Genomic DNA, 24,514 nt, shown 5'->3' on the forward strand with positions numbered 1-24,514 from the left:
CGCGGACGTCGTAACCTGTCAGATCTGACAGGTGCCAATTAGCCATTAATGTGCAGGGCGGCCGCACGGGCATTCGCGCACAAAAAAGGCCGGCCCGTCGTATGACGGGCCGGCCTTTTCCACGGCTGCGAAGCGCTTACTGCACTTCTACCGCCAGGCTTTCGGCGATCTTCTGTTGCCAGATCGCCGGGCCGGTGATGTGCACCGACTCACCGTTGCTGTCCACCGCGACGGTGACCGGCATGTCCTTGACCTCGAACTCGTAGATCGCTTCCATGCCCAGCTCGGCGAAGGCCAGCACCTTGGACTTCTTGATCGCCTGGGCCACCAGGTAAGCGGCGCCGCCCACGGCCATCAGGTACACGGCCTTGTTGTCCTTGATCGCTTCGATCGCGGTCGGGCCACGCTCGGACTTGCCGATCATGCCCAGCAGACCGGTCTGCTCGAGGATCTGCCGGGTGAACTTGTCCATCCGCGTCGCGGTGGTCGGACCTGCCGGGCCAACCACTTCGTCACCGACCGGATCAACCGGGCCGACGTAGTAGATGAAGCGACCTTTCAGATCCACCGGCAGGGTTTCACCCTTGTTCAGCATCTCGACCATGCGCTTGTGCGCCGCGTCGCGGCCGGTGAGCATCTTGCCGTTGAGCAGGACGGTTTCGCCCGGCTTCCAGCTCTGCACTTCTTCCGGGGTCAGGGTGTCGAGGTTGACGCGACGGGCCGACGGGCCGGCTTCCCAGACGATTTCCGGGTAGGCGTCCAGCGATGGCGCTTCCAGCGAGGCCGGGCCGGTGCCGTCGAGCACGAAGTGCGCGTGACGGGTGGCGGCGCAGTTCGGGATCATGCACACCGGCAGGGAGGCGGCGTGGGTCGGGTAGTCCATGATCTTCACGTCGAGCACGGTGGTCAGGCCACCGAGGCCCTGGGCGCCGATGCCCAGCTGGTTGACCTTCTCGAACAGCTCCAGACGGATCTCTTCGATGCGGTTCTGCGGGCCACGGGCTTTCAGTTCGTGAATGTCGATGGACTCCATCAACACTTCCTTGGCCATGACCGCGGCTTTCTCGGCGGTGCCGCCGATACCGATGCCCAGCATGCCCGGTGGGCACCAGCCGGCACCCATGGTCGGAACGGTTTTCAGCACCCAGTCAACGATCGAGTCGGACGGGTTGAGCATGGCCATTTTCGACTTGTTCTCGGAACCGCCGCCCTTGGCCGCCACGTCCACTTCCACGGTGTTGCCCGGGACGATGGAGTAGTGGATGACCGCCGGGGTGTTGTCCTTGGTGTTTTTGCGAGCGCCCGCCGGGTCGGCGAGGATCGAGGCACGCAGGACGTTTTCCGGCAGGTTGTAGGCGCGGCGCACGCCTTCGTTGATCATGTCGTCCAGGCTCATGGTCGCGCCATCCCAACGTACGTCCATGCCCACACGCACGAACACGGTGACGATGCCGGTGTCCTGGCAGATCGGCCGGTGGCCGGTGGCGCACATGCGCGAGTTGATCAGGATCTGCGCGATCGAATCACGGGCCGCTGGCGATTCTTCGCGCAGGTAGGCTTCGTGCATCGCCTGGATGAAGTCCACGGGGTGGTAGTAGGAAATGAATTGCAGGGCGTCGGCAACGCTCTGAATCAGGTCATCTTGCTTGATCACGGTCATGAGTCGCGCTCCTCTAAAAGACGGGAACATTCAATAAGGTGCTTGCAGCTTGGGTGCATCGGTCGGTTGCAAGCACCTTTCAAGGCACGCCGGGGCTGCTGGCGCGACGCTAAAAAGGCGCGGCAGTATACCGCGCCTCTTCCGGGCATACACGCGCCGGCAGTCATTCGTTGGTCGCATGGTTGGGCGAATATCGAACATTGGGTTTGCACTTCAATACCCACCCCCTCACCCCAGCCCTCTCCCCCAAGGGGGAGAGGGGGGAAGGGAGCCGATTTGTGGCGAATTCAAAACCTGAGTTCGGCATGATGTATCAGGTCGGCGTATCTCAAATAAACAATGCGGTCAGTTCCCTCTCCCTCGGGGAGAGGGCTAGGGTGAGGGGCTTTTGAGGCCACACTTTTGACGTCAATTTTCGAGCCCGAAAATCGGTGGTCATTTATCGACCGCCCCTCTAAAGTGGCATCCGGTCTGTAGAGTAGGACACTCGGTCAGCCTCCTATCGCACGGTGAGTCAACGATTGACCCATAACGCCATTCAACGCCTTTTGCTCAAGCGCTTTGCCCTTGCGGCCGCCACTTACGGATTGGCTTTGCTGCTGCTGTGGCTGGCGTTTTTTACCGGGCATTACCCGCAATCGTTGAACAGCGTGGCCATCGGCAGCGCGTTGGTGGTCATCTGCCAGGCCACGCTGTTTGCGCTGTTCTGGTCCGGGCGCAACCTGCGTTTTTCCGACCCGAGCATGACCGAAGCGCAAGTGTTGCTCGGGCTCGGCTGGCAGACCTGGCTGATCGCTCACCTGGATGAAGCACGCGGCGCGTTTCTGGTGTTTTACGTGCTGATCCTGCTGTTCGGTCTGTTCCATTTATCCCGGCGCGCGTTCATTCGCTGTGCGCTGCTGGTGTTCTTCAGTTTTTGTGCAATCACCCTTTGGGATGGCTATCACTTCCGTCTGCCGGATCCGGCGCTGGCGGCGTTGCAGGTGTGCATTCTGGCGATGGTGCTGGCGTGGCTGGTGATTTACGCACGCTTCGTTCAGGTTTCACGGCAACGCATGCGCCAGCGCCGGTTTGCCTTGCAGGCGCATCAGGACACCCTGCGCGGGATGATGCGCCAGCTCGAAGATCTGGTGGCCACCGACGAACTGACCGGACTGTTCAATCGCCGGCATTTTCTGCGCATGGCGTCACGTGAACTGGATGAGATGGAGCCGGGCGTGGTGCATGGTCTGGCGCTGATCGACCTCGATCACTTCAAGCGCATCAACGATCTGCATGGCCATGCCGCCGGCGACCAAGTGTTGCAGGCGTTCGCCGGCGTGGCGGGTGCCTGCCTGCGTGACGGCGACGTGCTGGCGCGTTACGGTGGTGAAGAATTCGTGGTGTTGCTGCCCGACTGCGATGCCGAACGCCTGACGGCCTGTTGTGAACGCCTGCGCATTGCTTTTACCGACGTTGAACTGGTGGGCCTGAACGTGCGTAACCTGAGTCTGTCGGCGGGCATGACCCTGCTGGAACTGGGCGATGATCTGGACGACGCCTTGCAGCGCGCCGATCAGGCGCTGTACCGGGCCAAGCGCGACGGGCGCAATCGCTGTGCGGCGGCGTGGGAGAACGTGGATGCCTGAACTTCGGGTCGGTGACCGGCAATGGTCGGTGGCGGCGGGCAGCAATCTGCTCGACGCCCTTAACCAGAACGGCGTCGCGGTGCCTTACAGCTGCCGCGCCGGCAGTTGCCATGCCTGCCTGGTGCAGTGCGTGAACGGCTTGCCCGCCGACAGCCGCCCGGATGCCCTGAGCGCCGAACAGCGTCAGGAGGGCTGGCGGCTGGCCTGTCAGTGTCAGGTCACAGAAGACCTGCAGGTGCACACCTTCGACCCGATCAGCGACGGGCGCCCGGCGGTGGTCGAGGCGCTGGACTGGCTCAGCGACAACGTCCTGCGTTTGCGCCTGACCCCGCAACGTCCGCTGCGCTATGCCGCCGGGCAGCATCTGGTGCTGTGGATCAACCACATCGCCAGACCCTATTCGCTGGCGAGCCTGCCGCAGGAAGAGCGCTTTCTCGAATTTCACCTCGACTGTCGCCAGCCCGGCGAATTCAGCGATGCGGCGCGGCGCCTGCAGATCGGCGACCCGATCCGCCTCGGTGAACTGCGCGGCGGCGCGCTGCATTACGACCCGGACTGGCACACCCGACCGCTGTGGTTGCTGGCGGCCGGCACCGGGCTGGGGCCATTGTTCGGCGTGCTGCGCGAAGCCTTGCGTCAGGATCACCAAGGCGCCATCCGCGTCATTCACCTGGCCCATGACACGCGCGAGCACTATCTGGCCAAACCCCTGGCGGCACTTGCCGCGCAGCGCGAAAACCTTAGCGTCGAGCTGTGGACGGCGGCCGACTCAGCCGCCGCTTTGGCGCAACTGCGCCTTGTTTCCCGGCAGACCCTGGCCTTAGTCTGCGGCTCAAGCGCCAGTGTCGACGCCTTTGCCAAACGTCTGTACCTGGCCGGACTGCCGCGCAATCAACTGCTGGCGGATGTGTTTTTGTCCCGCGGTTGAGCGCTGACTTTCATAGGTTCGAAGATTTCTGTGGCAAGGCCGAACGCCTGTGGTGAGGGGATTTATCCCCGATGGCTGCGTAGCGGCCCCAGGATTTTGTGAGTGCTGCGCACTCAATCGGGGATAAATCCCCTCACCACAAAAGAACTCTGTCAGCCTTTTTAATGTTGAGTAACGCTGATGACCGAAGCCATCCTGCTGGAACGCGAACGCGGTTTGCTCACCCTGCGCCTCAACCGCCCGGACAAGAAAAACGCCCTGACCCGCGCGATGTACAGTCGCCTCGCCGAGGCCTTGAGGCAGGCCGACAGCGATCCTGAAATCAACGCCGTGCTGATCACCGGCAGCGCCGAGTGCTTCACCGCTGGCAACGACATCGCCGACTTCATCCAGCAACCGCCGAGCGACCTCGACAGCCCGGTGTTCCACTTCATGCTCAACCTTCTCGAATGCCGCAAACCGGTGATCGCCGCGGTGGCTGGGGCAGCGGTGGGCATCGGCACCACGTTGTTGCTGCATTGCGATCTGGTTTATGTCAGCCGCGATGCATGGCTGCGTATGCCGTTCGTCAATCTGGGGCTGTGCCCGGAGTTCGGCTCCAGCCTGATCCTGCCGCGGTTGCTCGGGCATGCCAAAGCGGCAGAGCTGTTGCTGCTCGGCGAGGGTTTCAGCGGTGAGCAGGCGGCGCAGTGGGGCATTGCCACCGAGGCATTGGGCAGCGGCGAAGCGGCATTGAGCAAGGCGCGGGAAATGGCCTTGCGCTTCGATGAGCTGCCCGCAGAGGCGGTGCGCATCAGCAAGCAATTGCTCAAAGCGCCGGAGCGCGAGTTGATCCGTAAAGTGATCGAAGAGGAGGGCGTGTTGTTCACCCAACGCTTGCGCTCGCCGGAGGCATTGGCGGCGTTGACCGGGTTTATCAAACGCCATTGAGATCTTCGCTGACCGGCCTGGCCCCTTCGCGAGCAAGCCCGCTCCCACAATTGGAATGCATTTCCCTGTCAGAGCCCGTGTGCTTCCACAATTGGAATGCATTTCCCTGTCAGAGCCAGTGAGCTCCCACAATTGGAATGCATTCCCACTGTGGGAGCGGGCTTGCTCGCGAAGAGGCCGGGTCGGCCAATAAAACCTCAGGATCAGAATGCAAAAAGCCCCGGCACTCACATGCCGGGGCTTTGGTTTTTCAGCTGATCACTCAGACCTGTGGGTCGCCCACGTGCAGGATTTTCATGCCGTTGGTGCCGCCGGTGGTGTGGTAGCTGTCGCCCTTGGTCAGGATGACCCAGTCGCCTTTTTCCACAACGCCGCGCTTGACCAGCTCGTCGATTGCCTTCTGGCTGACTTCGTTCGGTGCCAGCGAGGCCGGGTCGAATGGCACGGTGTACACGCCACGGAACATCGCTGCGCGAGCCTGGGCTTCGCGGTGCGGGGTGAACGCGTAGATCGGCACCGAAGAACGGATACGCGACATGATCAGCGGGGTGTAGCCGCTTTCAGTCAACGCGATGATCGCTTTCACGCCCGGGAAGTGGTTGGCGGTGTACATGGTCGCCAGGGCGATGCTTTCGTCGCAGCGCTCGAATTCCTTGCCGATACGGTGGCTGGAAGTCTTGCTGGTCGGGTGCTTTTCAGCGCCGACGCAGATACGCGCCATCGCCTGAACGGCTTCCAGCGGGTACAGACCGGCAGCGGATTCGGCCGAGAGCATCACGGCGTCGGTGTAGTCGAGCACGGCGTTGGCCACGTCGGACACTTCGGCGCGGGTCGGCATCGGGTTCTGGATCATCGACTCCATCATCTGGGTCGCGACGATCACCGCTTTGTTGTGGCGGCGTGCGTGCAGAATGATCTTCTTCTGAATGCCCACCAGCTCGGCGTCGCCGATTTCCACACCGAGGTCACCACGGGCAACCATCACTGCGTCGGAAGCCTTGATCAGACCGTCGAGGGTTTCGTCATCGGCCACGGCTTCGGCGCGTTCGATCTTCGCCACCAGCCAGGCAGTGCCGCCGGCTTCGTCGCGCAGTTGACGGGCGTAGTTCATGTCGGCCGCGTCACGCGGGAAGGACACCGCGAGGTAGTCGACTTCCATTTCGGCGGCGAGCTTGATGTCGGCCTTGTCTTTTTCAGTCAGGGCCGGCGCGGTCAGGCCGCCGCCGCGACGGTTGATGCCTTTGTGGTCGGACAGCGGGCCGCCGATGGTCACGACGCAGTGCAGTTCGGTAGCGGTGGCGGTTTCGACGCGCATGACCACGCGGCCGTCGTCGAGCAGCAGCTCGTCGCCCACGCCGCAGTCTTTCACCAGATCCGGGTAGTCGATGCCGACCACTTGCTGGTTGCCTTCGGTCAGCGGATGGCTGGTGGAGAAGGTGAACTTGTCACCGATCTTCAGCTCGATGCGCTTGTTGGCGAATTTGGCGATACGGATTTTCGGGCCTTGCAGGTCACCCAGCAGGGCGACGAAGCGGCCGTGCTTGGCGGCGAGGTCACGCACCAGCTTCGCGCGAGCCTTGTGCTCGTCGGGGGTGCCGTGGGAGAAGTTCAGACGGGCGACGTCCAGACCAGCCAGAATCAGCTGTTCGAGAACTTCCGGCGAGTTACTGGCCGGGCCAAGGGTAGCGACGATTTTGGTACGACGGACGGACATGCAAAGACTCCTGAGTTCAAGCGCCAGCGAAGGCTACTATGCTCCGAGGGTGTAGTCATTGTTCGAATGCACTACTTATCGTTTTCTTTATTGAACGTGGCAACTTTGGGACAAACGCGCCTGAAGATTTCCGACCAGGGGTCGATACAGAACTCAAGACAGGAGAACCCCCATGCGATTGTTGCCCATTGCCGCCCTTGCCCTCAGCGCCCTTGCCGCCACGGGATGTACCCGTTGGGCGATGAACCACCATCTGAACAACGCCTACAGCGCCTATGACCGGGGCAATTGCGAGCAGGTGATGCTCGAACTGTCCAAGGTCGAGCGCGACAGCCGGGCGCGTCCTTATGTGTGGCCGGAAGTGTCGATGATGCGCGGCCAATGCCTGGAACGGCAAAAAATGTACATCGACGCGGCGCAGACCTACCAGTTCATCATCGCCTCGTACCCTACCAGCGAATACGCCTTCCGCGCCCGTGCGCGCCTGGAAACCCTGCAGAGCCTGGGCCATTATCCGACCCGCAGTTCGGCAGCGGTGGTACCGGCACAGCGTTTCTGAGGGTGGTTGTCATACAAAATCTGGCCTGTTGTACAAGCTGAGCTATAGTCCAGTGATCCGGTTCGGAGCCTGACTTTGAACCGGGGCAACACCTGCGACTGGTCGTTGTTGAGGCGATGGCGTATTGGCGACCATCCCACCGGAAGCGGGGAGAGCGCGGCTGCCATACAGGCGCGTTCCGAAGCAAAGGTGCGGCTCTGTGATGGAGCCTTGCATGGCGAACTGCGCATGTTTACCGACCGCCGAATCGAACGGCATCAGTTGCCGTACTTCCTCAGAGTGTTCAACAGCGTCACCGACAAACCCATCGGCTTTCTGGGCAACGTGTCTGAAGACGGGCTGATGCTCATCAGCCAGTTGCCGATGATGATCGGTGCCGAATTCCATCTGCGTCTGAAAATCCCCCCCAGCGATGGTTGCCAACAGGTGATCGACCTCAATGCGTGCTGCCTGTGGTGCCACGAAGACGCGACTCCCCTGCATTACGACGCCGGGTTCAGCCTGCAGCGCCCGCCCCCGGAATATGCGCAGCTGGTGCGGGCATTGAAGCAGTACTTCAGTTTTCAGCCTCTGCCGGCGTCTGCCTGACGTCTGCGGCGCTCTCTCTATTGCCTTCGCGGGCAAGCCCGCTCCCACAGTGTCCGGTGTTGATCACAGAAGGTGTACACACCGCCCATCCCTGTGGGAGCGGGCTTGCCCGCGAAGGCGTCAGCACAGACAACGTCTATCTATGGGCTAACCCAGAGCAATCGCCCGCTCACTGTCCAGCGTCTTTTCCGCCAGCAACAACCCCATCTCGCTCAACTGATAAATCGCCATCGCCAGATGCCGGGGTTTGTCTTCCAGGCTGTCCGCCAGATCCAGCAGCAGAATGCTCACCGACGAAAAGGTTTCGTAGGTCTGGATGGCGATGGCTTCGGGATTGATGTCGGGCGCGACCTGGAACATCTGCATGCCACGATCCACGGAATTGCGCGAGGGCGATTCGGGTTTGAGGTAGTGATCGAGGGCACGCTCGGCGGCTTCGTGGAGCTTTTTTGAACCGGGGGATTGATAGGGGGAAACCGTATCGGTTTCGGGTGGATTCGGAGTTGCTTTGAACATGGTGATTTCCCTTGAATGATGCCAGCACGATCTCGCGACTAAACGAGAGGGTGGCGGCTGAACGCAGGTTAGTCGACCGGGGGGAACCATCACCAAAAACCGGCGCACCCGAAGGCGCCCTGCGAACAGCCACCATCGAGTGCGGGGATAGGGAATACCCGACTTGATGACGCTTATACACATTGGTGAATCCCCCGGACGACTAAACCCGACCACTGATTGGCAGCGGCACGGACTACGTTACGGGGCATCACCAGAGCGCACAAGCCGGCGGATTCTGGCGGATCTGTAGGCAAAGGCGCAAGGCGTTGTAGTTTGCTGCGCGTGTCGAAGTAGGGCGTGGCAAGCGTTAGCTGTTTTGGTGAGCAACCAACGTTTTTTTAGACCTATTTGATCTTTTCAACTGTCAGTTCTGACAGTGGTGACGCGTAATCAGCGCACGTATGTTGATCCCACAACGTGAGTGACTGATTGCCCGGAGCACTGCTGACATGAACGACACGCTTGACGACGAAAAAGGCAGTACCTGGCTGGATGCCGAAAAAGTTCGGATCAGTGCTGCTCAGGTCACGGAAATGGAAGACGGGTCGCTCCGGGAGCTGGGTGACGGTGAGCAGTTTTCCGAAGTGTTCTGGGCGCAAGCGGTCGAAACAACGCTATACCAGACCCACCCGCGGGTGCCGGAACTGCAAACTCAGATGGTTTGCCAGTACCAGTTCGAGAACAACCGGATCTATGTGAGGACCTTGCGTTACAGGATGACCACGCGAGGTCCCGCCGTATATAGGGCAAACATAGACCTTGGCCTGCAGGCCGGCACTTGGGTGCGCAAGGATTCCCCTGACAGCATGCGACAAGACACCCTATGGCACGACTATGTGGTGTATATCGACTCCCCGCTCGGGCCTCCTGATTTTGGCGTGACGCTGGCAATCCGGGTCAACTATGACGGGCAGAATAATGACGTGGGCCCGACTGAAGGCTGGGGGCAGGATATTTACCCGGCGCAGAAACCGATCATCGAGGTACCCGCCAATAACGCAGAAGTGACGATGCCGTTCTCTGTGGCCGGGAAAAACGGCTTCTTTGGCGGCAGAATCCGTCTGAAGTACCTGTACAACGGTACTGAAACCATATTCCGCGAGCTGAACGTGGAGCAGGATGGAACCTGGGGGGGCACCACCAGCCTGCCGGACAATATCCTGTCTTTCCACGCCGAGCAGGTCATTCGCGGAGAGTATTCGGGGAACTCCAATGCCGTCACCATCCGGGTGGCCCCACCGTACGTGGCTCCCCGCATCGAGTCCCCGGTAAACGGTGCAGTGCTCAACCTGGCCAACGGCTTACTGATCAAAGGGCGCGGTACTGAGGGCAAAGTCATCGATGTGATGACACCCGGGGGCGCCGTTTTACACGCCACGGCAGTCGTCCAACCTGATGGTTCATGGGAAGGCCGATTCAACGAGGCCAACTATCCTGTCGGCGGACGCGTCGAAATGACCGCTGGCCACCGTGACATGAATGACTGGACCGCCGTGCAATCCTTCACGTTGCTGCTGCGGCCGACAATCACGACGCCGGCCGAAGGTGCGGTGACCGATCCGAGAGGCCCGATAGCAGGGGGCAGGGCTGTATCAGGCGCGATGGTCGAAGTCGTCAAGGATGCCGAGCATTCATTCAGGATTGGCCAGGGCACGGCAGGTGCCAATGGGGTCTGGAACGTCACAACGTTCATCCAGGACATGCCGCCCGGAGCGTTCACCATTGTCGCGCGGCAAACGGTGTCCGGCGTTGCCTCCGAGTTCAGTTTGCCCCATTCATTCAAAGTCCGCCCTCCAGCACTGACGGCTGTCAGCGTCACCTACCCATCCCTCACCACCGTCGAGTTCTCAGGTACCGGTTTCACCGGCGCCACGGTCGAGATCACGATCGTGAGCGGCCCGCAAGGTGCAACAGCGCCACCTGACGTGGTCGTGAGCGCAGGCACCTGGAAAACCACTTCACAGAACTGGCCCATCGGTACCTACGAGCTGACGGCTGTGCAAAAAGTCTGGGACAACGTTGGAGGCTATATCCTGTCGCAGGCGTATCGGTTCACCGCTTCCTCGAAGCTGCTGCCGCCCACTGACATGACCCATACCGTGAACGAATACAGACCGACCTTCTACGGAAAGGGCATAGCGGGGGCATCGGTCCTGGTGAAGGATAAAGCTGACGGCACGGCGCTGGCTCCGGCAGCGTTGGTCACCGCTCAGGGCTGGTCGACCACGGCCAATGCGCCCTGGACGCCAGGTTCGACGCGCACGGTGCTGTTTGTGCAGACACTGGGTAACGCCGAGTCGGAGCCGGTGGAATACACGGTCAAGATCGATCGTTACCCGGCACCGTTCGACCTGGGCTTCAGCGTTGTCGACTACATCCCGATCCTCACCGGCAAGGGCATCAACGGGGCGACGGTGGTGGTGACGGACAAGGTGACCGGTGCGCAACTGGCGCCGCCGGCAACGGTAACTTCGCAGAACTGGACGACGCGGCCTGCAAGCCCCTGGGAGCCGAACACGACCAAGGTCGTGCTCGTGGTTCAGAAGAACGGCAGCCTGGAATCCGACCCGGTGGAGATGACCATCAGCGTGCCGTTAGTGGCGCCGCAGATCAGCGTCATCGAGGACGACGGGCTGTCGCCGAAAATCTCCGGCAGATGCTGGCCCGGCGCAGTACTGAGGCTGACCTACAGCGATGACACCACCGTGCATGAGCCCGATGGCGCCAGTGGCAACTGGGCCTTCAAACGCCCGGTCGGGTTTGCGCCGGACAAGGAGCATACCGTCACGGTGATCCAGACCGTCGCCGGCAATGCTTCGCCGGCGGCCTCGCAAACCTTTCGGGTCAGTCCGGAAAAACTGCTCATCACCGAACCTGCGGAAAACACCGAGGCCGGTCGCACCCTGCTCGTGCGTGGCGAACAGGGGTTCAATGGCGCCACCTTGCAATTGCGTGATGCCCAGTTCGGTTGGGCATTGGGCGCGCCGAAACAACTGACCAGTCAGGGTGCATGGTTCGTTGAACTGAGCGGGCTGGAATTTCGCACCTACCAGATCGATGCCACGCAAACCATCGGCGACCGGCCTTCAGCGCGCAGCGATGTGCGCACTTTCGACGTGGTGCTGCTGCCGCCCGTCATCGAGGTGCCGGCACCGGGTCAGGCCCTGCCGCGCACCGCCATGCTCTCGGGAACCGGCGATCCCTATGGCCAGGTGTCGGTCTGGCGTGAAGGGGTGCCGGAACCGCTGCTCGATAAAATACCGGTCAGTGCCGAGGGCCAATGGCAGGCCGAGGTGGTGCTGCCGGTCGGCACCTACACCCTCAAGGCCAGGCAATTCCTTGATAACAGGGAGTCGAAGGACAGCCCTTCGCTCACCTACCGCGTGGTGCCGGCCGCACCGTTTATCGAAAGCCCGGGTCGGGACACGTTTGTCGGTCGCAGCGTGGTGGTGTCCGGGTTCGGCGATCCGGAGGACACAGTGACGGCGTCACTGACGAACAGCAAAGGCTCGGTACTGGGCAGCGCCCCGGTGCTCGAGGATCGCACCTGGACGCTGACGCTTGTGCTGAGTCAGGCGGCTGGACGCTACAACCTGCAAGCGGTCTCTTCGCGCGACGGCTACGAGTCGGACGCTTCCGTTGCGCACCCGGTATTGCTTGGCACTTATCTGCCCGGGATTGATGAGCCGGCGGCAGGCGCCTGGGTTGCAGGACAGTTCGAATTGGCCGGCACCGGCCGCGCGGGAGTGGGTCAGGTGGTGAGTTGGTACGACCCCGGACAGATTCTCAGCGCCAACATCGCCGTCACCGCGCAAGGCTGGCGCAGCCAGGGTGGACAAGGCCTGCGCGCCGGTGGCCACTGGTGCCGCTTCCAGCAGACCGTCACCGACGGCGCGGATGGCTCGACCCTGTCCGACTGGGTCGAGAGCGGACGTTTTGACAAGATCGCAACCCCACCGGGAGCCGGCCATGAATGAGCCTGTGATTCGCCCTGTCGAACAATTGCTGTCGCAGGTGTTCGATGCCGAACAACGCAAGACCTACGCCGATCTTTCCACTTACCTTGAGAGAGGCGGTTCGATTTTTCCGCTGGTGGAGCGCGGCGTGCGCGGGCTGGTCCGGGACTATCAGCTGCAGCCCGAGGACGCCCAGGCGTTTCTGCGCAGAGCCAACGCCCTGGCGGTTTTCGTGCGGCGCCAGTTCATTGAACACACGTTGCGCGGTTCGGCCACCCAGCTCACGCGTCCTGACAGTGGGCTGTTGTCGATGGTGAACGGGCCGAGTTTCGAGCAACTGTTCAGCCCCGGATTCGGCGATTTGTGCCCGCCGCAGGCACTGGAATCGATCGCATCGCCGGTGGCCTATCTGATCGAGTTGCTGCGCTGGATCCGGGACTGGATCTTTGCCGAGGCTAAAGAGGGCAAGCTGGATTTGCATGATCGTCGCCAGGACCTGAAGCGTCTGCAGGTCGACTTCAGTGCGGTGCATCAGTCGATCTCGGCGCTGGACATCATCGTGCCGGTGCTGGAAACGTTCATCGAGGAAAACAAGGACAAGGACACGGATCTCGAAGACGCACTGATCACCGCCCGCTACCCCAACGGCCTGCCTTATTACCAGCATTGGGTCACGCTGGATTTCGCCGCCCGTCAGCAGGGGATGTCGGTGGGCAACTTTGCGCACATGGTGGATCTGGCCTATCCGTATTTTCTACAGCCCGAGGCCTGGGACAACGATGCCGGGCGGGCCCTGAGCCATGCCTCGCGGCTGGGGCCGTACCAGCGTGAGTTACTGACGCAAGCCCCCACCCCGGACGTGGAGAAGGAGAGAGAGGCGTATTACCTGCACAATTTTGGCGCGGGGAATTTGGATTGGCAGAACCTCAATCAAGTACCGTTTTTCGGTGAACGCACCCGCCTGAGCGCGCAAGACCTCGAGGCCTTGCTGTCGATTCGCGAGTTCGCCCCGACACGCTCGGCCCATGTCACCTACGCCGCAAGCGCGCCACTGGCGGGTGACGAGAGCCAGCTGAGCGGTTCGGTGTATCTCAATGCTGCCGAATCTCCAGCGCTGAGCATCAACTTCAACGGTGCAGCGCTTTCGCATCGTCTGACCGAGGACCCGGTCCGCATCGATCGCTACGAACGCATGAACCGCAAACTGCGTCTGGATCAATGGCTGGGCTTGCCGCCCGAACAGGTCGATGCCCTGCTGGTGGCGGCGATCAACGCAGAAAAACGCGGTAAGTAGCCACAAGTCCCCTGGTGGATTTCCACCCACACGGTGCATGCCGTGGGCCTGTTCCAGTCACTGCGCGAGCGTTATGACTGCCCGGCCGAGGACTTTGCGGCGTTTATCGATGACCTGTCACTCTATGGCCGTGGCCCGGTGCTCTCGCTGTTCGACCGTACTTTCAACAGTCAGGGCAGCTACCGTCAGCCGTTGTTGCTGGACAAGGGATTGTTTACCGTGCTGCCGGGGCAAGGCGTGACCGACCTGACCGTCAGCCAGTTGTGCAGTGGCTTGAACATCGACCTGCAGACCTACGCTTATCTGGCGGTGGTCATTGCTCGGGCACATGGACTGGGTGACCAGCTCACACGTACCCCGGAGGTGATTTCGAGTTTTTACCGCCTGGTGAAATTGCCACGGCTGCTCGGTATTACGCCGGTCGAAGGGGGGCTGATGCTGACCCTGCTGGGCGGCGAGAACTGGCTCAATGGGCTGGCAGGCAAACCGCGCATCATCGAGCGCAGTGACAACGACAGTGTTCCGGACGCGCTCAACCTGATTTATGCGCTGCACTCTTGCGTGTCCTGGTGCAGGGAGCGCGACCTGTCGGTGCAATGGGTATTGCAACAGGTATCGCCGCTTCAGGCATTGGCGGTTGCCTCCGAGGCGGAGCGGAGCCTGTTCGAGCAGCTGCGCAATCTGCTGCCTTCGGCACTGTTCAGCAATGCCGGGTTGCAGGCGGCGGGGGTGCCCTTGCAGCCAGGCCTGGACTGGCTGCATTTTCTCGGTGACCTGGTCGACGCTTCCGGACTGATCGTCAATTCGTCGTTGCCCGAAGCGGACTACCTGAATTTTGCCCGGGAAAAACTCGATCAGGCCATCAAGGACGGGCTCGGTGAGGTCGACGCCGACACGCTTGCGAGTATTGGCGAGCGCATGCTGAACGTGTTGTTGCAGGCGCGGGAAGCACAAGTCTCGGTCGCCCGGGAATGCCTGACGGTGTACACCGGACTTGATGCCGAGCGGGCACTGCGGGTGCTGAGCTGGGCGCAGTCCTCGGTGTATCAGTTGTTGTCGCAGGTGCTCGAACGCGCCGAGCGCGAAGCACTGGAGGCACGTGCCTCGGAGCAGCCGGATCCGTTGCTGAGTCTGTTGGCCGATCTGCGACGGCGCAGTGCGGTGGTGAGCAAGCTGGACCTGAGCGCGCGCCTGCTCGAAGACTTTTTGCAATACGGGCACAAGGCCTGGATCGATCAGGACGACCGCCACCTGCTGTCGATGCGCACTCTGTATTACCTGAGCGTGCTGACCCGGGCGTTCGAGATGAGTCAGCAGCCGGCGGACAAACTCCTCGACTATCTGCGCCAGGTTCATGCCTTGCCCGGCTCCATCAGCGTAGATGCGCTGCGACTGGCCCAGCAGGCGGCCGTGCAGCGCCTCGCGGCGTTCTTTGACTGGAGCGTGCAGGAAGTGCGTGAGTGCGTCAGCCGCGTGGGGGCGGACGACGCGATCCTGAAGACCCTCAGCCAACTCGACTTGCTGATGCGTATTCGCGTCCTGGCCGAACACAGCGGCATGGACGCCCTGACGATTTTCCTGCTGGGAACCCTGCCGGAAACGGTCGACAAGAGTGCTTATGCAATTGCCGCCGAGCGCGCCTTGCTGAGCATTTCGGAGACGCGCACCCCGTTGGTGTCTTTCGCTGACGAAGTGCCTGAACCCCTCGTCACCATGACCTGCACCGTCGACAAGACCGAGGTGGTGGCCAACAAGCCGGCAGACAAAATCGTCCTGACCGTGACGCTCAAGGACGCTGCCGACAAGGCGTTGAAAGGGGTCTACGTGTATTGGCAGACCACTTTGGGCACGGTTGCGACTTCCGCTACCAATGCCGACGGCGTGCTGAAGGTCGATTACGTGCCGGGCAAGGTCATGGGGCGAGAGGTGCCGTTGTTCTGGCTGGATCTGATCGACGCCCAACAGGCGCCGCCGCTGCAGGTTCTCGACGATAGCGCGACCCTGGATTTCCCGCCTTCGATGATGGCTCAGGTGCCCGTGGACCCGGTGCCGGCAGGGCTGGAGGTCGAGCTGTATGCGAGCCTGCGCGACAACTACCAAAACCCCGGCCGCCATCGCCCGGTGCGCTGGAACGGCGAGAGCAAGGATCCTTCAGCGGTTCTGGTGTTCCGGCCAGTGCAGAGTCAGACCGATGCGCAGGGCGTTACGCGGGTCTTTGTCTCCAGCCCGACCGGCGGAGAATTCACGATTACAGCCCTGAGCGATGCCAGCAACAGGATGGTCGAGTTCGACGCCATCACGTTCCTCGCGCCAACCACCCGATGAAGCCGTTCGTTGAGGGCGCGTGGATGCCCGTCCTCAGGAGAAACCGACCATGACTCAGCGCAACCTGGCTGAACTGCTGGAAAAACGTCGTACCGCGTTGGTGGAGTACTGCATCGGTCACGTCGCCAAGAGCAAATACGCCTTCGTGAAAACGCCGCAAGACCTGTTCGAGTTGTTGCGCCTGGACCCACTCGACAACTATCCGGTGCAAAGCTCATGGGTGGCCGAGGCGACCAGTTGCGCCCAGCAATTCATCCATGCCGCCTACCGCAAGCTCGAGCCAGGCTACGCCGAGGTCGACTTCGAAAAGGAGCATCTGAAACTCTGGGAGCTGTACAGCAATTTCCCCGACTGGGCGGCGTTGTCGATGATTGCGGTGTACCCGGAAAACTACATCAATCCGTTTGTCCGGCAACGCAAGAGCGGGCTGTTCAAAACCCTCGAGAATGACCTGAACCAGACGCGCCTCAACGGCGACTCGGTGCAACGTGCCCTGCAGAATTATCTCAAGACGTTCGAGCAGACCTGCAACCTCGACGTGATCAGTGCGTGTCTGGACACCGACTCGGCCACGCGCGCGACCTACTATTTTATTGGCCGTCAGCGGGTGCAGCCGTTCCAGTATTTCTGGCGCAAGGCTGACATCGAACTGACGGCTGGCGGCACTGCGATCAATCCGGCCGCCTGGGGTGAATGGCAACCAGTGGACATTCCGGTGGCCGGCAAGGTGCTGGATCTGCGGCCGGTGTTTTGGGGCGGGCGGTTGTGCGTGGTGTGGGCGCAGTGGCGTGAGCGGGAAGAGGCGCAGGACGTGCCGTACAAGCTGGATATCAATCTGGCGTTCATGAATCAGAGCGGCGAATGGTCGGCGCCTCTGAGTCTGAAGAGCATCACGGCGGCCAATGACCTCGGCGAGGACACGCGACTGATTGCGACCACGCTGGCGGATGCGCAGCACCCCAAGGGGCGTCTGGGGGTGTTGTTGACCAACGGCACCGGGGCGCTCAAGGTGCATGCGACACGCGACGTACTGTTTCGCCCGCTGCCCGAGGACGACGGCAGCTGGCTCGATCACCTGGCGGAACACCGTTTCACCGATCAGTTGATCGTCCAGCATCCGCTGACCTCGAAGAGTCAGCCGACGGTGACGGTACAGAGTCAGGACGACAAACCACTGACGGCTTACTACGCCTTGCAGGTGGTGTTCAACGAGGTGGGAGACCTGGATTTTCTGTGGGTCAGGGGCCTGTGCCGAGAGAAGACGGGAGCCGCCGGCAGCAACGTCGAGTTCAAGCTGATTTTACACAATGGCGCGGGTGGGGATCCCGACGAGGTTAAAGTCATAAAGTCCACCTCTGGCGGCTGGGCCACTGACTGGATGACGCTAAAGCGTTCGACCGGAGGCTTTGCCTCGTCATTCGATTTCACCCTGAGTAACACTGCACAAGGCACCAAGAAATTCACCGTGGAGTTCACCAGACTGCGCCGTTTCCCCGCGCCGACACTGGTAAAAAATTCGCTGGATGCGGCGCAGTTCATCGCCTTCAGACAAGAAGGCATGCTGCAACTCGCGCGTCTGAATTCCCTGTTCGGCCCGGAACTGGTCGAGCGCAGCCAGATCTCCGTGGATGCCGTGCTCGAGTGGGACAGCCAGTTTCTCGCGGAGCCGCCACCGGCCGACGGTACGATCCGCGAGCCCAACGGGGCATTCGACGGCGCCAACGGTCTGTTCTTCTGGGAGCTGTTCTTCCATCTGCCGCATCTGGTGGCGACGCGCTTGCGGGCCGAGGATCGTTTTCTCGAAGCACAGAACTGGCTGCATCACCTGTTCGATCCCCAGGCAAGGGCCAACACGAGCGAGCCGCAGAGACCCGACTACTGGCGCTGCCGCCCGTTGGTCGCGGCGGGGAATGCCGGCTGCGAGGCCGTGAGGTTGACCGATCCGGATGCCATCGCCTACGCCAGCCCGCGGCACTATCAGATTCTGGTGTTCAGCGAGTACGTGAAAAACCTCGTCGCCTGGGGTGACTGGTATTACCGTCAACTCACCCGTGATGCGCTGGTGGCAGCCAAGCTGTGTTACGTGCAGGCCGAATTCCTCATGGGCAAGGCACCGTCTGCAACGGTCGTCACCCGTTGGGAGACGCAAAGCGTGGAAGCGTTGCTGGCAAAGAGCGCAACGCGTCCGGCACTGGAAAAGTTCGAGCAGGAGCTGGTGTTTTCTCTGGCCGATGTGCCACCGGCCGCCGATGCCCCGCCGCTGATGGGGCTGCTGGCGAACGAACCGTTCAAGTGTCCGATCAACGAGCAGTTGCTGGAGCTGTTCGACTTGCCAGTCCAGCGCCTGAACAACTTGCGTAACAACCTGACCCTGGACGGCAAACCGCTGGATGTGCCGCTGTTCAGTCCGCCGACCGATCCCGATCAATTGCTCCGTGACCTGGCCAGCGGCGGCGGTGCGCCACGCCCGATGGGCGGCCGTCTGGTGGTCGGCGCGTTTCGCTGGCGCGTCACCTATGAAGCGGCGTTGCGCGCGGTGCAGACCTTGCAGGAATACGGCAATCAGGTCTTGCGCCTGATCGAACAACGCGACCGCGCCGAACTGGAAGAGATTCAGCAGGAATATCTGGGCGAACTGGAGGCGTACGCCCGCACGGTTCAGGAGCAGTCGCTCGAGCAGCAGCAGGCCCAGGTGACGGCGCTGAGCCAGAGTCGCAGCATGGCGCAGGAGCGCGCCGACCGGTTCCAGGCCTGGTTCGATGAGCACATTACCGACACCGAATATGAGGTCATGGAAAAACTGCAATCGGCCAAATGGCTGAATTTCGGCACGATGGCGATCAATAGTGGTGGTGCGGCGCTGGCCGTCGGGCCGTGCATATTCGGCGTCGCCTCCGGCGGCATGCGCTTCGACGCGATCGCCAATGCGCTGGTCTTCGGCCTGCAGATCAACGCCACGGCCATGCAGATAGACGCCGAAAAACAGGCACTGATCGAGAGCTATCGCCTGCGCCGCCGGGAATGGGAACTGCAGCGCGATCAGGCACGAGCGGAAGTGCGAGCCATCGATGAACAGCTCAACGCGCAGACGTTCGCGCTGGGCGCCGCCAGGGCCAGTCTCGAACAGACCCTGCGCCGCAACAGTCAAGCCCAGTCTCTGTACAACTTCCTGAAAAAACGCGCCAGCAACGCCGAGCTGTTCGGCTGGCTGCTGGGGCAGCTCAAGGCGTTGCACTATCAGGCCTACGATGCGGTGGTCAGCCTGTGCCTGAGTGCTCGCGCGGCGCTGAGCGCCGAAACCGGTGAATATGAGGTCGGCGATCCGTTGCCGCGGGTCTGGCAGGACAATCGCCATGGGCTGACGGCCGGCGAGCATCTGCGCGAGTACCTGTTGCGCATGGATCGCCAGTACCTGCAAAGCCATGAGCGGCGTCTGGAACGGGTCAAGACGGTGTCGCTGCGTCGCCTGTTCGATGATGCCAGCGATCCGCAGGCCGGGTTTGCTGACTGGGCTCAGGCGCTGGCCGACTTGATCGACAAGGGCACGCTGGAGTTCCAGCTGACGCAGTTGCTGTTCGACCGCGACCATCCGGGGGAATACTGCCGGCTGCTCAATCTGCTCGAAGTCGATATGGCGGTGCTGGTCGGGCCGTATGAGGATATCCAGGCCACCTTGCTGCAGATCGGCAGCATGACCGCAACCAAGGCTTCGGCAGCGTCGGTGGCGTATCTGCATCAGCCCACGGGCAAGGTCGCTCCGGCCGATGTGCAGTTCAATCTGCGCAGCGGCCAGCAGATCGGCCTGTCGGTGGGCCTGGCCGACAACGGCATGACAGCGATCAGACCGGACGAAGGTCTGCTCAACCCCTTCGAGAACACCGGAGCGGTGTCGCGCTGGCAGTTGAACTTTCCGTGGCCGAAAAACCAGCCGCAGGCGTCGATGCTCAACTCGGTCACCGACATCATCGTGCGCGTGCGTTATACGGCGAAAGCCGGCGAGCCGACTTTCACCCTGGCAGTCAAGGATCTGGTCACCCGGACCATGGCTTCGCGTCAGCCACGTAACGGCAAAGGAGCAGGCAATCATGGTTGATCGGGACATGGTTGATCGGGACATCGAGGCCAATCAAAGCCTGCTACTCAACGGTGACTTCAACGAAGGTTTCAGTAGCTGGACAAAGGGCGGCAACACGGCGGAGGTGGTGATCGCGGGGGAGCTTTACGACGGCACGATGATCAAGTTCCTTGCCGCCGCCAATCGGGGCACGGCTGCGCAGGAGGTCACCTTGCCTGTCGAGCAAGGCGTCGGCGCCCGTTATGTGTTGAGTTTCCTGTGTGAAACGCGCCACGCCAATCCGGGCACGCTGCGCATCACCACGCTGGAGGGTGCGCCACTGGCTGAAATTCCCCTGCCGCCGGGCAACCCGGAGCGACTGGCTCGTATCGACAGCGGACAGCCTCTGGACTTCGTGCCAGTCAGTTACAACATTCCGCTCGATCTGCCGCTGCCGCGCCAGCAGAAGATTCGCGTCACCGTGATCTCGCCGGTCAACGAAAACCCTGAGGAGTATTACCGCAAGGTCTGCATCACCCGCATTCATCTGGGGATACACCTGGCACCGTTGGTGCCGCACAGATTTGTGCTGGATCGTGAGCACCTGTCAGCGAACGCGCCGTTGTATCTGTGCCTGGGCGCCGACGGCAGCTTCCAGCATCAGTTCGAATGCGTGCCCGCACCCGACAGCCCGTGGCAGTACACCCCGGTCGCCCTGATCAGCGACGACAATCCGCAAGGCGCCGTGCGCGCAACACCGGACTGGGGCGTCGCGCAGCCACTCGATTCGTTTTGGACGCTGTATTGCCCGCTGCTCGAAGGTCAGGAGCCCTTTGTGTTCACGGCCAGTCTGGTCAACCAGTACAGCGCCGAACCGTACCCGATCGAGGTTTCGCTGGGGCATCACCGCCTGGTGTTCAGCGATGTGCTGGAGGCCGCGTATTACCCGGTGCTGGAACTCGCGCAATCGGTGTGCCTCGGGGTTCGGGTGGCCTCGTTTTACACCGGCCAGTATCTGGCCGGGCGCACCGTGACCTGGACGAGCGAAGGGCAGGGGATTGTCGGGACGGCATCCACCGATGCCGAGGGCTGGGCGTACCTCGATTATCGGCCCAAAGCCGCAGGCACGTTCGCCATCGAGGCGTCGGTGGCCAGTCCCTACTATGCCGCCGGGGTTGAAACCACGAACCTGGAGGTCCAGGTCCTGGCGACCGATCCATGGGCAGACCTGCTGGCAGTGGTCGAGGACAATGCCTTGCCCTGGGCGCAGAAGACCGGTTATCCCAACCGGGGTTCGACGTATCCATTGAGGGTGCGGGTGCCGTCGGTGTTGCGCGCGACGACGCTGGCGCTGCATTGGCAAGGCACTTCTGCCGGACAGTTGGGCGTGCAGGTGCAGCCGCAGCTGGAGCAACCGGTGGCGGTCGGCGCAACGGACTTGAACTGGGTCCTGACCTGCGACGATCAGCTCGATGGTCGCTTCGAGTTGCAACTGCGCTGTTCGAAACTGCTGTTGCCCTCGGACTGGAAGCCGATGTCGCTGGCGCGCAATGTGGTGCGCATCGGCGCCGTGCAGGAGGCGAATAAATTTCCGGTGGTGGATGAGGACGAAAGCGTCCTGCTGCGGGTGCAAGTGGTGCATGTGCTCACCAGCGGCGATGGTGATCCGGTCAACCATGCGCTGGTGGACTGGGACACGCCCGAGGGCACGATCTCGACGGTGAGTGGCAGTGGCGGCTGGGCCAGCGTGCTCTATCAGCCGAGCCGAGCCGGTGAGCACGTGGTGACCGCCCGTGTGCGTGCGCATGCCGAGGCTGTCGTGACGCAGCGAGCGTTCGCAGTGAGGGCACTGGCGAGCAATCCGTGGAAGCGCGAGGTGCGGATTCTGCTCGACGACGTCGAGGTGGATCTGGTCGAGTTGGGGCTGCTGTGCTGGAAGGGCACAGCGCACACCTTGAAACTTGTGCCGAACCCCGGCAGTCCGCTCATCGATTATTCCATCACCCTGGACTGGCGGGGCGAGGATCCGCGTATCGGGCTGTCGGTCAGCGACCTCGGCGTCCCCAGAAAACTTGGCGAAGGCCTTGAGTGGACGTTCAGTTCACAGCAGGGCAGCAGTCTCAGCAGCCTGTTCGCGTTGCAGTTGTCGGTGAATTACATTTCGGTACCACGGGAATTGTTCGGACGCCTGATTGCCACTGATCTGGCGCAAGAACTGTCGGTGATGCTCGATCAGGTACCCGGCACGCCGGGCGAGTCGATGTTCTATCCGTGTCTTGGCGCGCGGCACACTCTCAGGTTCCTGCCCAACCCGTTGAGTCCGTTGGTGGGACTTGAGGCCTTTCTGGAGTGGCAGGGCACGCCACCCGCAGACCTGAATGCCGTTGTCGAGCCGGCGCTTGAGCTGGCGCAGACCCTCGCCGATGGCGGCACCGGGTGGACGCTGGATTTCGCCGCCAGTGCCGCTGCGGGGCAATTTTCACTGCGGCTGCGCCTGCCTGGATTGGCCCGGGCAACGCCAGTGAATGCAATGCAGCTGGATCACAATAAAGTGAGGATTGAAGGCTGGCGCGAAACCCCGGTCGACCCGGTGATCAATCAGGATGCCGCCTGGCAATGGGTGCAAGTGGTGTCAGCGTTTACCGGCGAGCCAGTGACAGGCGTCGCGGTGCGCTGGCACGCCGCCAATACAGATCAGGTCGTCGATACCGATGCGTTCGGCTGGTCGGGTTTTGCCCTGGCACCCACCTCAGCAGGTCAGCATCAGGTCGTAGCACAGTTGCTCAGCCGTTTCGATAATTACCAGGAGCAGCGCGAACTCAGGGTCACGGCGCTGGCGAGTGATCCCTGGCAAGGTGTCAGGGTGCGCTTCGATGGCCATCTCGAGCAGACCTGGGGCGCGCGCACCTACTTCCCGCGGCGTTCGGGCAATCACGTGCTCGAGTTGTTGATCAAGGAGGACAGCCCGCTGTTGCAGCAGGAGCTGACGCTGGGGCTGACCGGCACCGGGCCTGCGCAACTGGGGCTGACATTCGAGCCCGCACTGGGTGTCCCCCGTCAGCCATCGGCACTTGGTTTTCGCTACACGCTGCGATGCGCCGACCTCATGGATGGAGGGTTCGCCCTGCGCCTGAGCGCCGCGCGTCTGGCCAGCCTGTCACCGGCCAATGCGATGTCGCTGGGCACCGGCGAGCAAGTGCTCAAACTGCTCGCCAGCAGCACCGTTCAGCAAGTGCTGGAGTGGGGGCAGACACTCGTCGAAGAGGTCCGGGTCGTCTCATCCATCACCGGTCAAGGCATCGCCGGAGTCGTGGTGACCTGGCGCAATACAGAGCTGGGAACGTTGACCAGTCTGACTGACTTTTACGGCATGGCGAGGGTGCAGTTCAAACCGCAGATTCCAGGTGCCTCCATGCTGACGGCAACGGTGGGGGATGCGTTGCATTCAGAGTCGATTGCCTTGGCGTATACGCTCGAGGAACCGCGGAAAATCAGTGAGCTCATCATGCTGGAATCTGCGGTTTATCCCGGTGCGCAAGTGCTCGCCCAAGCGACGATTGTCTCGGCGATTGGAGGGCAGCCGCTCAGCGGCGTTGAGGTCATGTGGACGTTTGCGGAGGTTGCCCTTCCTTCGACAGTCACCGATGCCGCAGGCCGGGCGATCGTACGGTTCAATCTTGATACCTCCGGCATCCGGGCCTTGACCGCGACAGTGCGGGGCGGCGAGGGCGGGTGGGACTACGCGCTGCTGGCGCTGGCTGTTGAAAACGGCCCGATCATCCAAAGGTATTCGGCTGATCGCACAGTGGTCTATCCCCGGCAACAGTTTTCAGCGCAGGTCACGGTGGTCAGATCTGACGATGGGCGCGGTTGGGGCGGGCTCGGCGTCGCCTGGGATTTTGCCGGTGGCCGGAAGTCTTCCGTCACAGGGCCTGATGGCGGTTCCACCGCCAGTAACTTCCTGGCGAATGAGCCGGGCGTCTTCCCGCTGACAAGTTCCATTGTCGATTACCCCTACTCGAGATCAATCGATATCGAGGTGGTCGGGCCGGATTCGGCGCGCATCAGCGACATGAAAAAATTAAGCGCGGGGGTTTTCCAGGTGCTCATTACCGATGGACGCCAAGTGCCATTGGCACGCAAAACAGTGTTCTGGCGTCTGGACAACTCGCAACTCGGGTCGACGATCACGGGCGAGGATGGCAGAACCACCATCGACATTCAGTTCCAGACGGGCACCAGGGTGTACGCGGGCATTGAAATAGGAATGAGCAGTCAACTGTACGAATTCGCGCTGGATTTCTGAGGACTCATGGTTTG

The 24,514-nt window shown here is 61.8% G+C and carries 13 protein-coding genes; 10 read left to right on the top strand and 3 right to left on the bottom strand.

The window, feature by feature from the left end; genetic code table 11:
* Positions 1–136: 136 nt before the first annotated feature.
* Positions 137–1,660 (bottom strand): fumarate hydratase, encoded by a 1,524-nt coding sequence (locus tag M0814_RS07550; protein ID WP_003227616.1) that lies wholly within the window; start codon positions 1,658–1,660, stop codon positions 137–139.
* Positions 1,661–2,181: 521 nt separating this feature from the next.
* On the opposite strand from M0814_RS07550, the gene M0814_RS07555 reads away from it, so the two are divergent.
* From M0814_RS07555 to M0814_RS07565, 3 genes are all read left to right on the top strand, one after another.
* The gene (locus M0814_RS07555; RefSeq protein ID WP_103486340.1) at positions 2,182–3,288 is read left to right on the top strand and encodes a GGDEF domain-containing protein; all 1,107 of its coding nucleotides are present in this window, start codon (positions 2,182–2,184) and stop codon (positions 3,286–3,288) included.
* Positions 3,281–4,216: an iron-sulfur-binding ferredoxin reductase gene (locus tag M0814_RS07560; RefSeq protein WP_103486339.1), complete on the top strand. Its 936-nt coding sequence runs from the start codon at positions 3,281–3,283 to the stop codon at positions 4,214–4,216. Before M0814_RS07555 ends, M0814_RS07560 begins: the two co-directional genes overlap by 8 nt.
* A gap of 180 nt (positions 4,217–4,396) precedes the next feature.
* Positions 4,397–5,146 carry an enoyl-CoA hydratase-related protein gene (locus M0814_RS07565; RefSeq protein WP_103486338.1) on the top strand — a complete coding sequence of 250 codons (750 nt, stop codon included), beginning with the start codon at positions 4,397–4,399 and terminating at the stop codon, positions 5,144–5,146.
* Between the two features lie 262 nt (positions 5,147–5,408).
* Here M0814_RS07565 and pyk read toward each other — a convergent pair whose 3' ends face one another.
* The gene (pyk, locus tag M0814_RS07570) at positions 5,409–6,860 is read right to left on the bottom strand and encodes a pyruvate kinase (RefSeq protein ID WP_003227610.1); all 1,452 of its coding nucleotides are present in this window, start codon (positions 6,858–6,860) and stop codon (positions 5,409–5,411) included.
* Between the two features lie 172 nt (positions 6,861–7,032).
* Here pyk and M0814_RS07575 point away from each other — a divergent pair, with 172 nt between their 5' ends.
* Together M0814_RS07575 and M0814_RS07580 are read left to right on the top strand one after the other, a co-directional pair.
* Positions 7,033–7,419 carry a hypothetical protein gene (locus M0814_RS07575; protein ID WP_003227608.1) on the top strand — a complete coding sequence of 129 codons (387 nt, stop codon included), beginning with the start codon at positions 7,033–7,035 and terminating at the stop codon, positions 7,417–7,419.
* A gap of 228 nt (positions 7,420–7,647) precedes the next feature.
* Positions 7,648–8,007 (top strand): PilZ domain-containing protein, encoded by a 360-nt coding sequence (locus M0814_RS07580; protein ID WP_103486349.1) that lies wholly within the window; start codon positions 7,648–7,650, stop codon positions 8,005–8,007.
* A 147-nt stretch (positions 8,008–8,154) separates the two neighbouring features.
* Here M0814_RS07580 and M0814_RS07585 read toward each other — a convergent pair whose 3' ends face one another.
* Positions 8,155–8,523, bottom strand: a complete 369-nt coding sequence (locus tag M0814_RS07585; protein ID WP_103486337.1) for a DUF6124 family protein — start codon at positions 8,521–8,523, stop codon at positions 8,155–8,157.
* Positions 8,524–9,014: 491 nt separating this feature from the next.
* Between M0814_RS07585 and M0814_RS07590 the strand changes: the two genes are divergently transcribed.
* The 5 genes from M0814_RS07590 to M0814_RS07610 are packed head-to-tail and all read left to right on the top strand — an operon-like array spanning position 9,015 to position 24,500.
* Entirely contained in the window at positions 9,015–12,542 is a 3,528-nt protein-coding gene (locus tag M0814_RS07590) for a hypothetical protein (protein WP_103486336.1), read from the top strand.
* Complete coding sequence (locus M0814_RS07595; RefSeq protein ID WP_247868471.1) at positions 12,535–13,815, top strand: Tc toxin subunit A; 1,281 nt, start codon at positions 12,535–12,537, stop codon at positions 13,813–13,815. The genes M0814_RS07590 and M0814_RS07595 overlap by 8 nt, the downstream gene beginning before the upstream one ends.
* A gap of 42 nt (positions 13,816–13,857) precedes the next feature.
* On the top strand, positions 13,858–16,140 hold the full coding sequence (locus M0814_RS07600) for a hypothetical protein (protein ID WP_247868472.1): 2,283 nt from the start codon (positions 13,858–13,860) through the stop codon (positions 16,138–16,140).
* Between the two features lie 49 nt (positions 16,141–16,189).
* Entirely contained in the window at positions 16,190–20,233 is a 4,044-nt protein-coding gene (locus M0814_RS07605) for a neuraminidase-like domain-containing protein (protein ID WP_103486335.1), read from the top strand.
* Positions 20,226–24,500, top strand: a complete 4,275-nt coding sequence (locus M0814_RS07610; RefSeq protein ID WP_247868473.1) for a hypothetical protein — start codon at positions 20,226–20,228, stop codon at positions 24,498–24,500. The genes M0814_RS07605 and M0814_RS07610 overlap by 8 nt, the downstream gene beginning before the upstream one ends.
* The last annotated feature ends 14 nt before the right edge of the window (positions 24,501–24,514 follow it).

The sequence above is a fragment of the Pseudomonas sp. MWU12-2020 genome (genome assembly GCF_023100605.1).
GTDB classification, from domain to species: Bacteria; Pseudomonadota; Gammaproteobacteria; order Pseudomonadales; family Pseudomonadaceae; genus Aquipseudomonas; species Aquipseudomonas fluorescens_H.

What these genes read in the sequence shown, in the direction of transcription:
- M0814_RS07565 (WP_103486338.1), top strand. Translation starts at nt 4,397, where the DNA reads ATGACCGAAGCCATCCTGCTGGAACGCGAACGCGGTTTGCTCACCCTG.
- M0814_RS07595 (WP_247868471.1), top strand. Translation starts at nt 12,535, where the DNA reads ATGAATGAGCCTGTGATTCGCCCTGTCGAACAATTGCTGTCGCAGGTG.
- M0814_RS07590 (WP_103486336.1), top strand. Translation starts at nt 9,015, where the DNA reads ATGAACGACACGCTTGACGACGAAAAAGGCAGTACCTGGCTGGATGCC.
- M0814_RS07560 (WP_103486339.1), top strand. Translation starts at nt 3,281, where the DNA reads ATGCCTGAACTTCGGGTCGGTGACCGGCAATGGTCGGTGGCGGCGGGC.
- M0814_RS07605 (WP_103486335.1), top strand. Translation starts at nt 16,190, where the DNA reads ATGACTCAGCGCAACCTGGCTGAACTGCTGGAAAAACGTCGTACCGCG.
- M0814_RS07580 (WP_103486349.1), top strand. Translation starts at nt 7,648, where the DNA reads ATGTTTACCGACCGCCGAATCGAACGGCATCAGTTGCCGTACTTCCTC.
- M0814_RS07585 (WP_103486337.1), bottom strand. Translation starts at nt 8,523, where the DNA reads ATGTTCAAAGCAACTCCGAATCCACCCGAAACCGATACGGTTTCCCCC.
- M0814_RS07575 (WP_003227608.1), top strand. Translation starts at nt 7,033, where the DNA reads ATGCGATTGTTGCCCATTGCCGCCCTTGCCCTCAGCGCCCTTGCCGCC.
- M0814_RS07550 (WP_003227616.1), bottom strand. Translation starts at nt 1,660, where the DNA reads ATGACCGTGATCAAGCAAGATGACCTGATTCAGAGCGTTGCCGACGCC.
- pyk (WP_003227610.1), bottom strand. Translation starts at nt 6,860, where the DNA reads ATGTCCGTCCGTCGTACCAAAATCGTCGCTACCCTTGGCCCGGCCAGT.
- M0814_RS07610 (WP_247868473.1), top strand. Translation starts at nt 20,226, where the DNA reads ATGGTTGATCGGGACATGGTTGATCGGGACATCGAGGCCAATCAAAGC.